Annotated in this window: 13 protein-coding genes; 11 read left to right on the plus strand and 2 right to left on the minus strand. The window is 59.9% G+C overall.

Annotated features, from left to right (window positions below):
- The first annotated feature begins 99 nt into the window (after positions 1-99).
- Entirely contained in the window at positions 100-912 is an 813-nt protein-coding gene (locus tag DET50_RS15535; protein ID WP_258546142.1) for a lysylphosphatidylglycerol synthase transmembrane domain-containing protein, read from the plus strand.
- Here DET50_RS15535 and DET50_RS15540 read toward each other — a convergent pair.
- The gene (locus tag DET50_RS15540) at positions 902-1,765 is read right to left on the minus strand and encodes a RibD family protein (protein ID WP_113863669.1); all 864 of its coding nucleotides are present in this window, start codon (positions 1,763-1,765) and stop codon (positions 902-904) included. The two genes, DET50_RS15535 and DET50_RS15540, sit on opposite strands and share 11 nt — an antisense overlap.
- A 142-nt stretch (positions 1,766-1,907) precedes the next feature.
- Between DET50_RS15540 and DET50_RS15545 the strand changes: the two genes are divergently transcribed.
- Positions 1,908-2,324 carry a helix-turn-helix domain-containing protein gene (locus DET50_RS15545; RefSeq protein WP_113863670.1) on the plus strand — a complete coding sequence of 139 codons (417 nt, stop codon included), beginning with the start codon at positions 1,908-1,910 and terminating at the stop codon, positions 2,322-2,324.
- A 15-nt stretch (positions 2,325-2,339) separates the two neighbouring features.
- Here the strand turns inward: DET50_RS15545 and galU are convergent, their stop codons facing one another.
- Positions 2,340-3,176: a UTP--glucose-1-phosphate uridylyltransferase GalU gene (gene galU / locus DET50_RS15550; protein WP_113863671.1), complete on the minus strand. Its 837-nt coding sequence runs from the start codon at positions 3,174-3,176 to the stop codon at positions 2,340-2,342.
- A gap of 363 nt (positions 3,177-3,539) precedes the next feature.
- On the opposite strand from galU, the gene DET50_RS15555 reads away from it, so the two are divergent.
- The 9 genes from DET50_RS15555 to acnD all read left to right on the plus strand — a co-directional run bounded on the left by DET50_RS15555 (position 3,540) and on the right by acnD (position 16,134).
- The gene (locus DET50_RS15555; RefSeq protein WP_113863672.1) at positions 3,540-4,613 is read left to right on the plus strand and encodes a ShlB/FhaC/HecB family hemolysin secretion/activation protein; all 1,074 of its coding nucleotides are present in this window, start codon (positions 3,540-3,542) and stop codon (positions 4,611-4,613) included.
- Between the two features lie 92 nt (positions 4,614-4,705).
- On the plus strand, positions 4,706-6,253 hold the full coding sequence (locus DET50_RS15560; protein ID WP_113863673.1) for a glucan biosynthesis protein G: 1,548 nt from the start codon (positions 4,706-4,708) through the stop codon (positions 6,251-6,253).
- A 24-nt stretch (positions 6,254-6,277) separates the two neighbouring features.
- Positions 6,278-6,547: a hypothetical protein gene (locus DET50_RS15565; RefSeq protein ID WP_113863674.1), complete on the plus strand. Its 270-nt coding sequence runs from the start codon at positions 6,278-6,280 to the stop codon at positions 6,545-6,547.
- On the plus strand, positions 6,531-8,648 hold the full coding sequence (gene mdoH / locus DET50_RS15570; protein WP_258546143.1) for a glucans biosynthesis glucosyltransferase MdoH: 2,118 nt from the start codon (positions 6,531-6,533) through the stop codon (positions 8,646-8,648). Before DET50_RS15565 ends, mdoH begins: the two co-directional genes overlap by 17 nt.
- A gap of 29 nt (positions 8,649-8,677) precedes the next feature.
- Complete coding sequence (locus DET50_RS15575; protein ID WP_258546144.1) at positions 8,678-10,264, plus strand: OpgD/OpgG family glucan biosynthesis protein; 1,587 nt, start codon at positions 8,678-8,680, stop codon at positions 10,262-10,264.
- Positions 10,265-10,372: 108 nt separating this feature from the next.
- Positions 10,373-11,053, plus strand: coding sequence for a GntR family transcriptional regulator (locus DET50_RS15580; protein ID WP_113863676.1), 681 nt, complete (start codon positions 10,373-10,375; stop codon positions 11,051-11,053).
- Positions 11,054-11,133: 80 nt separating this feature from the next.
- On the plus strand, positions 11,134-12,021 hold the full coding sequence (prpB, locus tag DET50_RS15585; protein WP_113863677.1) for a methylisocitrate lyase: 888 nt from the start codon (positions 11,134-11,136) through the stop codon (positions 12,019-12,021).
- A gap of 247 nt (positions 12,022-12,268) precedes the next feature.
- On the plus strand, positions 12,269-13,402 hold the full coding sequence (gene prpC, locus DET50_RS15590; RefSeq protein WP_113863678.1) for a bifunctional 2-methylcitrate synthase/citrate synthase: 1,134 nt from the start codon (positions 12,269-12,271) through the stop codon (positions 13,400-13,402).
- Between the two features lie 119 nt (positions 13,403-13,521).
- Positions 13,522-16,134, plus strand: a complete 2,613-nt coding sequence (acnD, locus tag DET50_RS15595; RefSeq protein ID WP_113863679.1) for a Fe/S-dependent 2-methylisocitrate dehydratase AcnD — start codon at positions 13,522-13,524, stop codon at positions 16,132-16,134.
- Positions 16,135-16,177 lie beyond the last annotated feature (43 nt).

Below are 16,177 nucleotides of genomic sequence, written 5' to 3' on the forward strand. Positions count from 1 at the left end.
GAGTAGGCTGAAGAGGATCAATCAGATAATCCGCTGAGAAAGATTTTCTTCTTTACATCTTTGGCATTTTATCAACCAGAAATTCCGGATACCCTGATTTTGCTGCCGTTGTTTCTGCTGACCGTCGTGCAGGTGGTGGTGTCTGCGTGGCGGTGGCGCTTTACCTTGTCGCGGTTACGCCTGTCGTTGCCGCTGGGGCAAGCCGTTCGCGAATATTACCTGGCGACCTTCCTCAACCAGATTCTGCCCGGTGGCGTGGCTGGCGATATAAACCGCGCCTGGCGCAGCAGCCTGGAAACGCGCCAACGGCTGGCGGCGGTCCACGGGGTGGCCATCGAACGATTGTCCGGGCAGGTGACGCTGGCGCTGGTTGTGGCGGTTTCCCTGGCCGGCCTGGTCCTTTCCGGTTCTTTGCAAGTCCCCGCGACCGGGGCGGGCAGCGGGAATGTCCTGATATGGGTAGCGGTGAGCCTGGTAATTCTTGTGCCGGCCGTCTGGCTGATCCGTTCGGGAGGCAAGGTGGCGGCCTATCTGGGTCGCCTGGCCGAGCACCTTCGGCTGGCCCTGTGGCAATGGCCGGCATTGCCCGTGCAGGTGCTGAGTTCGTGCCTCGTGCTCGCCAGCTACCTGGCGGTATTCCTCGTGCTGGCGGTCAGTGCCGGGTTTGTCACCGGAGTCCTGGATTTGTTGCTCTGGGCTGCCCTGGGGAGTTTCCTGCTGCTGAGCATGGTCATCCCGCTGACCGTCGCCGGGTGGGGTGTCCGGGAAGGGGCCGCAGCGGTGCTCTGGCCCATGGCCGGTCTGCCGGCGGAGCAGGGCGTTGCCATCAGCGTGGGCTACGGTGTGGTGGTGCTGATTTCAAGCTTCCCCGGATTGCTGGTATTGGCGACGAGCTCAGACATCAATCGCTGAAGTCGAGATCGAACAGCATGTCAGTTCCGAGGTTCACGAGCTTGGCTCTGGGCCGAAGCGCATCATCGAGCAGGTCAATCTCGGGCAGGGAAAAGGCGGGCCGGCCACTGCCGATAATCATGGGCGCAACCATCACATGCAGCCGGTCCAGCAATCCGGCCTTGAGAAACCCCGATACGGTCACGCCTCCGCCTTCAATGAAGACCTTGCGCAGCCCGAAATCATTCAGCACCCCGAGAATCAGTCGCGGATCCACGGGCTGATCGCTGTCGGTATCACCGAGACAGGGGACTTCCTGCACGCCTTTGACGGGAATCTCGCAGGCGCCTTTATGGTAATCGCCGGCAACCAGTCGGAGCGTGGGAGCCTGGCCGTCAGTAAACAAGTGGTGGGTGTCCGGCACGCGGCGGTGACGGTCGATTACCACCCGCACCGGATTTCGTCCGTTTACCCGGCGGACCGTCAGGCGGGGATTGTCGGCAACGGCCGTTCCGGCACCGACGACCACGGCGTCGGAGACAGCCCGGATTCGGTGCAGATGGGTAATACCGTCGTCACCATTGATAAACCGTGAACAACCCGTGACCGTGGCAATCCGGCCATCCAGGCTCTGGCCAAGCTGGCCAATCACTCGCGGAACTGCTCCTTCACTGACCGGCCTACACAGGGGCAGGAACAGCTCGAACAGTTCCCGGGCATCACGGGTCGCGTCGTTCAGCAACTGCCAGCCCTGACCATTGAGTTTGATCGCAGGTTCGTCGCTGCCGGGCCGAGGCAGGGTGACGTTGCTGCGGTTTACCGCATCCAGTACCAGTTGCCAGGCAAGGTCCGTATCGAGGTGCTGCTCCGCCATAATCTTCCCGTCACTTTTGTCGTTTATCCAGTATAGGCTCATTGTGCGTATAGCTATTTGTACGATACATTTTTGAATTGATTCACTGTGCGGTCTGCGAAACTGGATCGGATGCCAGCAGTAAGGGTGAGAGGAAATAACTATGCGGTACCTTCAATCGTTCAACCGTCGGCTGCGGCAGCTCCGGGAGCAGGGCCGGCTGTCCTGCTGGGATGTGGCGGAAATGTGTGGTGTGGACGAGGCGAGGGTAATCAGCTGGGAAGCCACGGATGCCCGCCAACGCGGTTACCCGGGTGTGGTCGAGTTATTGGATCTGTGCCTGAAGACCGAGACACCGCTGGAATACCTGCTGGATCTGGAAGCCCAGGGTGAGGGTGGCCAGCTGGAACTGCCGGGCCTGGCGTTCAGCAACAGTGATGACTTATCGGTGGCGTTGAAGGAGCTGGAGCAGGAACTCGAGCGCATCCAGCTGACGGACGAGGAAAGCGAACTGCTGCGCCGGTTCCGCAGGACCTCCACGGAAAACCGGCGTATGGCGTTTCAGCTGCTGGGCCGCTGAGGGCCCGTACCCGCCTTATTTTTTCTTCTTGTAGATGTTCTCGTAGACGTAGTTGGTGGCCTCGACGAACCCGTCGATGCTGCCGCAGTCAAAGCGCCGGCCCTTGAACTGATAGGCTAGAACGCAGCCATTCCTGGCCTGCTCGAGCAGGGCATCGGTGATCTGCACCTCGCCATTCTTGCCCGCCGGGGTGCGTTCCAGGATGTCGAAGATATCCGGGGTCAGGATGTAGCGGCCGATAATGGCCAGGTTACTCGGCGCGTCCTCGGGGGCGGGCTTTTCCACCATATCGGTAATCCGGAACAGCCCGTCCTTCATGGATTCACCGGCGATCACCCCGTACTTGTGAGTCTCATCCTCGGGGACTTCCTCGATCGCCACAATGGAACAGCGGAACTGGTTGTACAGTTTCACCATCTGCTCAAGCACGCCTTCGCCGTCTTCGGGACCAAGGCAGAAGTCATCCGCCAGGACCACGGCGAAGGGGTTGTCGCCCACCAGGTTACGGCCGGTCAGGATGGCGTGGCCCAGGCCTTTCATCTCGTTCTGACGGGTAAAGGCAAAGCTGTTGTGGTCAATCAGATCGCGGATGGAGGTCAGCAGGTCTTCCTTGCCGGAGCCGGCAATCTGGTGCTCCAGCTCGTAGCTGATGTCGAAATGGTCTTCGATAGCGCGCTTGCCCCGTCCGGTGACGAATCCGAATTCATGGATCCCTGCTTCGGCGGCTTCCTCAACCCCGTATTGCACCAGGGGCTTGTTGACTACCGGGAGAATCTCCTTGGGCATGGCCTTGGTGGCTGGCAGGAAGCGGGTACCGTAGCCGGCAACGGGGAACAGGCATTTCTTGATCATTCCAGTCGTCCTTAAGAGTTGGTGGTGATCCAGTACAAACACAAAGTGTGCCGAGTTTAACCCAATTCAGGGGGCAAAATGCAGTTGTAGAGAGAATGGATATGAAAATCCGGAGGTTACCGTCGAGTAAGCAACAGGATTGTTAAGATAATGTGTGAGGTTTTGTTTATATGGCTCTGATTACAGGATTAAAATTGTAAAGTTTGGCAACATCGGCTGTAAGAAAACCCGCCTCTCTTATATAACGGAACTGTAATTTTCTGCGTTATCGAAGAGGGCCTGGGTTTGCGAGCACTGAACATTGTTGCACTGGTTTTGTGCGCGTTGGTGCCCTCCATTGCCTGCGCGGCCCAGGACCGAGGCATGGCTACAACCTGGGTATACCAGGCCACCAGCATGCTCGACTCGGTGACTGACTACCTTTCCAACCGAATCGAAGTTTCCGGAAACTCCAGCCAGAATGACGACCGTTCCGCCGGCCAGCTGGCACTGTCGGGTAACGGCATTATCTGGTCCCGCCATGAGCTGGGCCTTAGATTCCGGGATGCTGCCTCCCGTAAGAAAGGGGAAGGCGAGCAGTCCCTTGCCCTGCGCTATGCTATGCCTCTGATCGGCAACCAACTGCAACTGGAAATCGAGGAAAGTGAGTTTCGGGGAGTGCTGAACGAGCTGGGTCAGCAGCGGGATATCAGTGGCAACCGGAATTTTTACCGGTTAACGGCGACCCGGTCACTGGGATCGGTCCTCGGTCTCGACATGGACCAGGTAATACGGCACACCGGCAGCACCCGGAGTGTCTACGAGGAGTCCGAGTGGGTTCGCGATTCGTCGCACCAGCTCTCGAGCGTCGGCCTGAAATGTTCCAGTGTCCAGGAGCTTTACGGCGGCCTCCGGGCATCGACGCAGCTGACTGCAGTCGGCGGGATGGAGTACCAGAGCACGGAACACGCCGAGGGAGAGACTGAACACCGCACGCAGTTTCACCGTGTCGAACTGGCGGCCTTGCTGCAAAAGCAGGTGATGGAGTGGCGCCTGGATCTAGGAGGCCGGTATCAGTTTGCGCCGGAGGACCTGCCCGGATCGGAGCGGATTACCGTTGTTGGCTCTGCGTTGATGTCCGGTTTCAACGGCCAGTCGGTTACCAGTACCGAAGGCGGTTGGCTCAGGCTGGACGCTGCCAGTCCGTCCTGGGCCATCCCCTTTGCTTCGCGCTTCCAATCTTCCCTGTCCCTGTCCGTGATGCGCGGTTGGGCGCCAGATGAAACGGATAACGACCAGAGACTCTCGGCCGTCAGCGCCGGCGAGATCTCGCTGAATATCCACTCTGAAAGGTTCCGGGCCAATATGACCGTTGGCCGTTTACTCGATTCCGGCCGTACCGACGTCGTGGTTCCTTCAGCTCCGGATGTTGCTCTGTCCGTGCAAATGGGCATCTGAAAGTCCTTAAATCGCCGTTACGAAGATGTCACTTGTGGCCGTTTGTGCCACAAGTGTTACATTCAAGGGACGGAAAACAGGGAGTTTTCAGAATGGTCCGCAACCGGAACACCACGCTTGCATTCACCGTTTTCGTACTGTTTGCCCTCTCGGGGCCGGCCGGCGCATTCGGGTTTGACGATGTAACCACAAAGGCAAAGGCGCTGGCGGGTGAGGATTACAAGGCCCCTGAGCCAGTGCCGGACTTCCTGCAAAATCTCGGCTATGAGCAATACCAGTCCATCCGGTTCAGACCCGAAGCCAGTCTCTGGCGCGGCGGGCGTTCCCGGTTCCGGGTGATGATGATGCCCACCGGCAGTTTCTACCGGCACCCGGTTGCCCTGAACGTGATTGATAGTGAAGGTGTCCATCCACTCGGCTTTGATAAAACCCTGTTCGATTACCCGTCAACGGAACTGGCCAAGCGGGTACCGGCCGATCTTGGTTACGCCGGTTTCAAACTCACCTATCCACTGGCCGACCCGGAAGTCTATAACCAGTTCCTCGTTTTCGGTGGGGCCAGCTATTTTCGCGGTGTCGGGGCAGGGCAGCGCTTTGGTTTGTCCGCTCGCGGGATTGCGATCGACACCGGGTTGGCCTCCGGTGAGGAATTCCCTGTGTTCCGGGAGTTCTGGCTGGAGCGACCGAAAGCCGGCAGCGATTCCATGGTGGTTTACGGCCTGCTGGATGGTCCCAGCCTCACCGGCGCCTATCGATTCGAGGTCCAGCCGGGGAAGGTGTTGAAGCTTGATGTCAGCGCCCGGCTGTTTTTCAGGGCGGAAGTTGACCAGCTGGGGCTGGCGCCGCTTACCTCCATGTTCTATTACGGTGAAAACACTTTGCGCCCCCGGGGGCAATGGCGGCCCCAGGTTCACGATTCCGACGGGCTGCTGATCCACGATCAGGAATCCGGAGAGTGGTTGTGGCGCCCGTTGCTGAATCCGGCACAACTTGAACTGGCGTTCCACCAGGTCCGCACTCTCGGTGGCTTTGGTCTCATCCAGCGTGACCGCGAGTTCGCCCGGTTCGAGGACAGCGAGGCCAGGTATGATCTCAGGCCAAGCGCCTGGATCGAACCGGGTGAAGACTGGGGGAATGGCGAGGTGGTGCTGGTGCAGATTCCGACTGACTCCGAGGTGAATGACAACATTGTTGCGTTCTGGAAACCGCGCCAACAGGTTGCGGCGGGAGACAGCCGGTACCTGACCTACTCACTGACGTTCGGGCCACCAGATATCAGCGGGAACCCATTGGGTCAGGCTGGGAGAACTTTTGTCGGTGATGGCGCGCAGCCAGGTGGGGGCGAGGTTGAAGGGGCCTACCGCTTCATTGTCGATTTCCAGGGCGGAGCCATGGACCGGCTGGATCGTAATGCCGCTGTGGTGAGCGAAGTCAGTGTCAGCGGCGAGGGCGAGATCATCGAGCACTTCGCCGAATACATCGAGGCCCGTCATGGCTGGCGACTGTCGGTACTGGCCAGGCCCGAAGATGGAAAGCGCCTGGCGCTGCGGGGTTCACTTTCGGCAGACGGCAAACCCGTCAGTGAAACCTGGACCTATCAGCTTGGCCCTGCCACAGGGCTGAGGCAACAGCAGCAATAGCTAATTCCAGGGAGGAAGCAAGCCATGACGGAGATCTCCTTACAGGCCGTTTTTAACCGGGCCTTCACTTATCTCCGGGCCTCCGGAGTGGAAATGACAGTGGAGAGGTACCGCACCCTCCTGCATCTGATCGAGGAGTCCGTTGCCTCGGTGGGTGAGGGCGGGCAAGGGGACGAGCTCCTCGAGTTAGTCATGGAGCGTATCGCCGGCTATTTTGATTTGCCGGAGACGATCCCTCCCAAAGCGAACCCTGAACTGTGCCGGGGCAGTATCGGGTATGGACGTGATGTCTGATCTGTGTGAAGCCCCGGCTGCAGCCAGCTATACGCGCTGGCGGCTGGTTGCAGCCATACGCCGGGCGTTTCTGATTACTCTGGTTTTTGGTCAGACCCTGGTGGCCTGCTATTACCTGCTGTGGGTTCTTCCGTACCATGGAGGAACCTGGCTGGAACTGGCGATACTCGGCCTGTTTGCCGTGCTCTACGCCTGGATTGCCGTGGGCTTCTGGGTTGCGGTTTTCGGGTTCGTCTTCAGGCTCAGGGGTGGTGACCGGTACTCGCTGCTACGGCGTCATCGGGAGCGGGACCTCGAGTCGGTTCCCCTGGCGCGGACCGCCATCGTGATGCCGGTCTACCATGAGCCGGTGCACTGGACATTCAGCGGCCTGAAAGCGGTCTACCGGGATCTTGAACGGAGTGGCCAGCTCGATCATTTCGAGTTCTTCATTCTCTCGGACAGCCGCGATCCCGATACCTGGCTCGCGGAGCAGGCGGCATGGCAAAGGCTGGTCCGGGAGTTGGGGGCCGAGGGCAGGCTGTTCTATCGCCGCCGCCCGGTGAACCTGAACTACAAAAGCGGGAATGTGGCCGATTTTCTGCGCCGATGGGGCCGACGCTACGAGTATATGGTGGTGCTTGATGCCGACAGTCTGGTCAGTGCCCGTACACTGGTAAAGATGGTGCGGCTTATGGAACTCGAGCCGCGGGTTGGCATTCTGCAGACCAATCCGAACATCATCAACGGCCAGTCCCTTTTTGCCCGTCTCCAGCAATTCGCCAACCGTTTCTATTCTCCCTTGTTTGCGACCGGATTGGCCGCCATCCAGATGGGGGATGCGGCCTTCTGGGGGCATAACGCGATCCTCAGAATCCAGCCTTTCATGCGCTATTGCGGCCTGAGAAAGCTGCGAGGCCCCAGCATTTTCGGTGGCCCCATCATGAGCCACGATTTTGTCGAAGCTGCCTATATGGGCCGCGCCGGGTATGAGGTGTGGCTCGAGCCGGGGTTGAGTGGGAGCTTCGAGGAGTCGCCGCCGACGTTGTCCGATGAGCTGGTTCGGGACAACCGCTGGGCCAAGGGCAACCTCCAGCATCTGTGGATCATGCTGACGGCCCCCGGGCTCCGATTTGCCCACCGGATGGCCTTCCTGAACGGCATCATGGCCTATCTCGCATCCCCATTGTGGCTCCTGTTCCTGATCTGCACCACCGTCGAGGCGGCCCGGATGACCCTGGCGCCCATTGATTACTTCCCCGATGGGCACCAGGGACTCTTCCCGCTCTGGCCCGAATGGCGACCGGAGTGGGCCCTCGCGCTAGCCCTGAGCACGGCGGCGCTGTTGTTCCTACCCAAAATCCTGGCTCTGATTGATGCCGTTTGGCACCGTTTGGCAAAAGGTTTTGGCGGCCTGGTCCGTCTGACAGCCAGCGTGCTGATCGAAATTGCCGTGTCTGTCTTGTTGGCCCCACTACGTATGCTCGCTCACAGCCGCTTTGTGTTTGCCGCGCTGTTCAATGTCTCCCTCAAATGGGCAGGGCAAAACCGGACAGAGGAAACGACATGGTTCGAGGCGCTCCGGACTCAGTTGCCGGGCATGATTATCGGGATCGGCTGGTCGGCTTTTGCCTGGTCCCTGGATCGCCTGTTTTTTCTGTGGTCTCTCCCGGTTGCCTTGCCTCTGGTGCTGTCAGTGCCAACCTCTGTTCTGCTTAGCCGGGTGTCCATCGGCCAGAGCCTGAAGGAACTGAGTCTGTTGACCATTCCCGAGGAAGGAAAGCCCCTGGCAATCCTGGAGGATGCCCGTACGGCCCGCGCTCAAACGCCCTCAGACAACGGACTCCGGCCGGTCGATCGCGCCGTTCTGAGCCCGGATCTCAACCGCATTTATTGGTCACTGGCCAGAGATCATCGAAAGGCCATGCGTGCTGAACACCTTGAGTCCGTCGTAACCCGGTGTCTTCAGGGCGGGCCCGACGCGCTCTCTGCGGCAGAACTCAGTCAGCTACTGCAGGACCGGGATTCGCTCGCGGAATTACATCGCAAGGCCTGGTGTGCGCCGCCGTCAAGCTACTGGGGGAGGTGTATTCAAAGACTGGCCCGGGACAACGATTTGTGAACGATTAAATTGTAGGGGAGGAGAATGTTGTGGACAGGAGAACCTTGCTCAAGGCGATGCTGGCAGCAGCAGGAAGCTACGGGCTGACGCCCCTGGTATTTGCGGCGCCTGAGGGCCCGGGCGTGGCCGGTGAGGCCGGCGGGAAGCTCTTCAATTATGCCTGGCTCAAGGGGCAGGCTCGAGCCTTGGCCAGTCACTCCTACAAGGATCACGAGGGGGAGATTCCCGAGGTCCTGAAAAACATTTCCTGGGATGATTATCAGGCGATCCGGTTCAGGGAAGATCATGCCTTGTGGAATGGGACGGAGTCTTCATTCCAGGTCCAGTTATTTCACCTGGGCCTGTTTTTCCTGGCCCCGGTCAGAATCCATGAGGTGCGGGAAGGCAAAGCAACCGAGCTGGCTTACAACCCGGATTACTTTGACTATGAGGGAAAACAGCCGCTCGGGGATCTTCCCCCGGACCTGGGATTTGCCGGCTTCCGGATTCACTACCACACCAACTTTCAGCTGGACGTCGCTTCCTTCCTTGGTGCGAGCTATTTCCGGGCGGTGGGTGCGGAGATGCAATACGGCATGTCGGCCCGGGGGCTTGCCATCGACACGGGGACCGGGAAAGAAGAGGAGTTCCCGAGGTTCACGGCCTTCTGGCTGGAGCGGCCGGTCGAAGGCCAGCGGGTAATGAGAGTATGGGCATTGCTGGATTCGCCGAGCACTACCGGCGCCTATGCATTTACCATTGATCCGGGGCGCAACCTGGTCATGGATGTGGATGTGGCGCTATACCCTCGCAAGCAGATGGACCGGGTCGGGATAGCGCCATTGACCAGCATGTACCAGGTCGGGGAAAACAGCCAGCGGATGGATTACGACTGGCGGCCGGAGATTCATGATTCCGATGGTCTGGCCATGCTGACCGGAGCCGGAGAGTGGCTGTGGCGCCCGTTGAGGAATCCCCGACGGCTCGCTTTCAGCAGCTTTTCGGATCAGGATCCGAGGGGCTTCGGCCTGCTCCAGCGCGATCGGAACTTCGACCACTACCAGGACGATGGAGTGTTCTACGATCGCAGGCCCGGTGTATGGGTCGAGCCCCGGGAAAGTTGGGGAAAAGGTAGCATTGATCTGGTGGAGATCCCGACTGTCGATGAAACCTTCGATAACATCGTGGCCTTCTGGCACCCCGAGCAGCCCCTGGAGGCGGGACGGGAATACCTCTTTTCCTACCGGCTTCACTGGGGAGAGCGGGCGACGGTTCGGCCCTACGAACTTGCTTCGGTCGTAGCAACCCGGACCGGCCTGGGTGGCGTGGTCGGGCAGGAGCGCAAGTACTTCTCCTGGCGATTTGTGGTTGATTTTGCCGGTGGCCCGCTGCGGATGTTGGCGGAGGAGGCCGAGGTCACTCCTGTAATCTCAGTCAGCCGGGGCAGGGTGGAGATCACCTCGGCACGGCCCTTGTCTGCAATCGACGGTTATCGCGCCATGTTTGATCTGGTGCCGGATGAATCCGAGGATCCGATCGAGGTGCGGATGTATCTGAGCCTGAATGGCGAGCCCATCACCGAGACCTGGCTCTACCAGTATTTCCCACCTGCCCCGGGAGACCGGAAACTTTATTAGATTTCAGGGATATGTTAACAATCGAGCTTCGGTCTGGGGTATTTTGTTGACAATAAATGGCTCTGGGCGTAGATTTATGCTCATTCTAGTAACTATTGTTGACAAGCTATGGCTGAAGCTACTCTCCAATCCCAGACCCGAGCGGACGAAGCGTTTGATTGTTTACAAACGGCTATCGTCACAGGCGAGCTTGCTCCCGGCGAGAAGATCGGCGAAGTTGAGCTCTGTTCCCGGTTCAATCTGACCAGGGGACCGCTGCGCGAAGCGCTTGGTCGCCTGGAGTCTCGTGGCCTTCTGGTGCGCCGCCCCCATGCGGGCGTCAAAGTGGTTTCCGTCAGTGCGGCCGAGTTGCTGGAGCTGTACCGTATTCGTGAGGTGATGGAGGGGCTCGCGGCTCGCCAGGCGGCCGAACGGATGACCGACGAGGAAATCGCCGAACTGCAGGCAACCCTCGATAGTCACGAGAAGATGATCGAGCAAGCCCAGGGCCAGGCCTATTACCAGGCCGAAGGGGATTACGATTTCCACCACAGAATTGCTACCGGCAGCCGCAACGCCAAGCTTGCCCAGATGCTGCTGGGTGACCTTTACTACATGGTCCGGATGTACCGGTACCGACTGAGCACTTCCGCCGGGCGCCCGCACCTGGCGCTCCGCGAACACCGCCGTATCGTCGAGGCCATCGCCCAGAGGGACGGTGATCTCGCGGAATTCCTGATGAAACGGCACATTAATGCCGCGCGCATAAACATCGAAAAGAAGATCGAGGAAGGCGTCCTGACAATTTAAAGGGGTCTGACCCCGAACGGGGTCAGACCCCATCTTCACGAACCCAACAGAAAATTTGTGAACCAGACGAGGCCAACACCATGTCCAACAAACTCTCCCCGGGAGCCCGCTTCCGCAAGGCCCTGAAAGACAACCAGCCCCTGCAGATTGTGGGTACCATCAATGCCTACGCCGCGATGATGGCGGAGAAAGTCGGCCACCAGGCCATCTACCTCTCCGGTGGTGGTGTCGCCAACGCTTCCTACGGCCTGCCGGACCTTGGCATGACCACCATGAATGACGTGGTCGAGGATGTGCGCCGGATTACCGCTGCTTCCGAGCTGCCGCTGCTGGTGGACATCGATACCGGCTGGGGTGGCGCGTTCAACATTGCCCGCACCATCCGCGAGATGGAACGTGCCGGCGCTGCCGCGGTCCATATTGAGGACCAGGTTGCGCAGAAGCGCTGTGGTCATCGCCCGAACAAGGAGATTGTCTCCAAGGAAGAAATGGTCGACCGCATCAAGGCTGCCGTTGACGCCCGTGAAGACGACGATTTCTTCATCATGGCCCGTACCGATGCTTTCCAGAAGGAAGGTCTGGATGCAGCCATCGATCGCGCCAAGGCCTGTATCGAAGCCGGTGCCGACGGCATTTTCGCCGAAGCGGTACACGAGCTGGACGACTACAAAGCCTTTGCCGAGGCCCTGGATGTGCCCATCCTGGCCAACATCACCGAATTCGGCGCAACCCCGCTCTACAACAAAAAAGAGCTGGCCGACGCCGGCGCCGGCATGGTCCTGTACCCGCTGAGCGCCTTCCGCGCCATGAACAAGGCCGCCCTGACCGTTTACCAGAACATCCTGGAGAAGGGCGACCAGAAAGACGTGGTTGACCTGATGCAGACCCGGATGGAACTGTACGATTTCCTGAACTACCACGACTTCGAGCAGAAACTGGACCAGCTGTTTCAGCAGAGCAAAGGCTGAAGATGAAGTAAGGGGTCTGATGAAAGCCTTCATCTGACCCCATCTTAGACATTGAGCAAGGGGTCTGAAGAGCGCCTTCTTCTGACCCCGGAGTTGGGTACCGACTTATAAAGGGATTGGGCTGAAAACGGGGTCAGAAGAACGCGTTCTTCAGACCCCAGTGCAATCCCCTGAATTAAAGGGGTCTGATGAAAGCTTTCATCTGACCCCATCTTCAAGATCAAGATGAGAACGAGGGAGAACAACAATGGCTGAAGCAAAGAAACTCGGTGGCGCCGGCCTGCGTGGCCAGGTTGCCGGTGAAACTGCCCTGTGTACCGTAGGCAAGTCCGGTACCGGCCTGACCTACCGTGGTTACGACATTACCGATCTGGCCAACAACGCCCAGTTCGAGGAAGTGGCCTACCTGCTGCTGCGCGGCAAACTGCCGAACCAGCAGGAACTGGATGCCTACAAGAAGAAGCTCGTAAGCCTGCGCGAACTGCCCGAAGCGCTGAAAACCGTGCTTGAGCAGATCCCCAAGGACGCACACCCGATGGATGTGATGCGTACCGGCTGCTCCATGCTGGGTAACCTGGAGACCGAGCAGGACTTCAGCGAGCAGGACGACAAGATCGACCGCATGCTGGCGGTGTTCCCGGCCATCATCACTTACTGGTACCGCTTCGTCCATGAAGGTGTCCGCATCGAGACCGCGAACACCGAAAGCGACTCCATCGGCGGTGTCTTCCTGGAGCTGTTGCACGGCAAGAAGCCGAGCGAGCTGCACGAGCGCGTGATGAACGTTTCCCTGATTCTGTACGCGGAGCACGAGTTCAACGCGTCAACCTTCACCGCTCGTGTGTGTGCCTCCACGCTGTCCGACATCCACAGCTGCGTCACCGGTGCCATCGGCTCCCTGCGTGGCCCGCTGCACGGTGGTGCGAACGAGGCGGCCATGGCACTGATCCAGAAGTTCCAGACCCCGGAGGAGGCCGAGAAGGGCCTGATGGGCATGCTGGAGCGCAAGGAAAAGATCATGGGCTTCGGCCACGCGGTCTACAGCGAATCCGATCCGCGCAACGCCATCATCAAGAAGTGGTCCGAGAAGCTGGCCGAGGAAGTGGGCGATACCGTGTTGTACCCGGTTTCGGTCCGCTGCGAGGAAGTCATGTGGCGCGAGAAGAAGCTGTTCTGTAACGCCGACTTCTTCCACGCCTCCGCCTATCACTTTATGGGCATCCCGACCGAGCTGTTCACCCCGATCTTCGTGATGTCCCGGGTGTCCGGCTGGACCGCCCACGTGAAAGAGCAGCGCGCCAACAACCGGATCATTCGCCCGAGCGCGGACTATACCGGTCCGGAGCATGCTGAGTGGCTGCCGATTGATCAGCGCGACTGATAAGACGGGGTCTGACCCCTCGGGGTCAGACCCCATTTTCACGTCCAAACTCCGAGATTAAAAAGGGGTCTGACCCCATTCGGGGTCAGACCCCAACTTCCAACACCGAGCCGCCGACCATGAACACTGAATACCGCAAACAACTCCCGGGCTCCGACCTGGACTACTTCGACACCCGCCAGGCGGTCGAAGACATCCAGCCCGGTGCCTACGACAAACTTCCGTACACCTCCAAGATCCTGGCCGAGCAGCTGGTACGCCGCTGTGATCCGGCGATGCTGACTGATTCCCTGAAGCAGCTGATCGAGCGCAAGCGGGACCTGGACTTCCCCTGGTATCCCGCCCGTGTGGTGTGCCATGACATTCTGGGCCAGACCGCTCTGGTGGACCTGGCGGGCCTGCGTGATGCCATCGCCGAGAAAGGCGGGGATCCCGCCAAGGTCAACCCGGTGGTTCCCACCCAGCTGATCGTGGATCACTCCTTGGCCGTTGAGCACGCCGGTTTCGAGAAGGACGCATTCGAGAAGAACCGTGCTATCGAAGACCGCCGCAACGACGACCGTTTCCACTTCATCAACTGGACCAAGACCGCGTTCAAGAACGTGGACGTGATCCCGCCGGGCAACGGCATCATGCACCAGATCAACCTGGAGAAGATGTCTCCGGTGGTTCAGGCGCGGCCGGATGGGGAAGGAAAGCGTGTGGCGTTCCCGGATACCTGTGTCGGCACCGACAGCCACACCCCGATGGTTGATGCCCTGGGCGTCATTTCTGTGGGCGTGGGCGGCCTGGAAGCCGAAAGCGTCATGCTTGGCCGTGCGTCCATGATGCGCCTGCCGGACATCGTGGGTGTCGAGCTCACCGGCAAGCTCCAGCCGGGCATTACCAGTACCGACATGGTTCTGGCCCTGACCGAGTTCCTGCGTAAGGAGCGGGTGGTTGGCGCTTATCTGGAATTCTACGGGGAGGGCGCAGACAGCCTGACCGTGGGCGACCGTGCCACCATCTCCAACATGACGCCGGAATACGGCGCCACCGCCGCCATGTTCTACATTGACGGCCAGACCATCGACTATCTGAAGCTTACCGGCCGCGAAGACGACCAGATTGCCCTCGTAGAGAAATACGCCAAGGAAACCGGTCTGTGGGCTGACAGCCTGAAGAACGCAGAATATGAGCGGGTACTGAAGTTCGACCTGTCCAAGGTCACCCGCACGCTGGCTGGCCCGTCCAACCCGCACGCGCACCTGCCGACTTCCGAGCTGGCCAAGCGCGGCATCGCCGGCGACTGGGAACTGGAAGAGGGCAAAATGCCGGATGGCGCGGTCATCATCGCGGCCATCACCAGCTGCACCAATACCTCCAACCCGCGCAACATGGTGGCGGCCGGCCTGATTGCCCGAAACGCCAACAAGCTGGGCCTGACCCGCAAGCCGTGGGTGAAGAGCTCTCTGGCACCGGGCTCCAAGACCGTAAAGATGTACCTGGAAGACGCCAACCTGCTGCCGGAGCTGGAAAACCTCGGTTTCGGCGTGGTGGCCTTTGCCTGCACCACCTGTAACGGCATGAGTGGGGCCCTGGACCCGAAGATCCAGCAGGAAATTATCGATCGGGACCTGTATTCCACCGCGGTGCTGTCCGGTAACCGGAACTTTGACGGCCGGATTCACCCCTATGCCAAGCAGGCATTCCTGGCGTCTCCGCCCCTGGTGGTTGCGTACGCCATTGCCGGCACCATCCGTTTCGACATCGAGAAGGATGCCCTGGGTTACGACAAGGATGGCAATCCCATCACCCTGAAAGACATCTGGCCGAGCGACGAGGAAATCGACGCCATCGTGAAGCAGTCGGTCAAGCCGGAGCAGTTCCGCCAGACCTACATTCCGATGTTCGACGTCACCAAAGAGGCGCAGGCCGCGAGCAGCCCGCTGTACGAGTGGCGCCCGCAGAGCACCTATATCCGTCGTCCGCCGTACTGGGAAGGTGCGCTGGCCGGTGAGAAGTCCCTCAAGGGAATGCGCCCGCTGGCGATCCTGCCGGACAACATCACCACTGACCACCTGTCGCCGTCCAACGCGATCCTGGCCAGCAGTGCGGCCGGTGAGTACCTGGCGAAGATGGGCCTGCCGGAGGAGGACTTCAACTCCTACGCGACCCACCGGGGTGATCACCTGACCGCCCAGCGTGCCACCTTCGCGAACCCGAAACTGTTCAACGAGATGGTTCTGGACGAGAACGGCAACGTGAAGCAGGGCTCCCTGGCCCGCATCGAGCCGGAAGGCAAGGTAACCCGCATGTGGGAAGCCATCGAGACCTACATGGAGCGCAAGCAGCCGCTGATCATCGTTGCTGGTGCCGACTACGGGCAGGGTTCCTCCCGTGACTGGGCCGCCAAGGGCGTCGCCCTGGCCGGTGTGGAAGCAATTGTGGCCGAGGGTTTCGAGCGCATCCACCGTACCAACCTGGTGGGCATGGGCGTGATGCCCCTGCAGTTCGAGGAAGGCACCACCCGCAAGACCCTGGCCCTCGACGGCACCGAAACCTACGACGTGGAAGGCACCCCGTCGCCGCGCGCCGAGCTGACCCTGGTCATCCACCGCAAGAACGGCAGCACCGAACACGTGCCCGTGATCTGCCGCCTGGATACCGCGGAAGAAGTGTCTATCTACAAGGCCGGTGGCGTGCTGCAGCGCTTTGCCCAGGACTTCCTGGAGTCCGAAGGGGCGGCGTGAGTGAGTGAAGGAGGGGTCAGATGAAAGCTTTCATCTGACCCCA

Source organism: Marinobacter pelagius, assembly GCF_003315345.1.
Taxonomy (GTDB): domain Bacteria; phylum Pseudomonadota; class Gammaproteobacteria; order Pseudomonadales; family Oleiphilaceae; genus Marinobacter; species Marinobacter pelagius_A.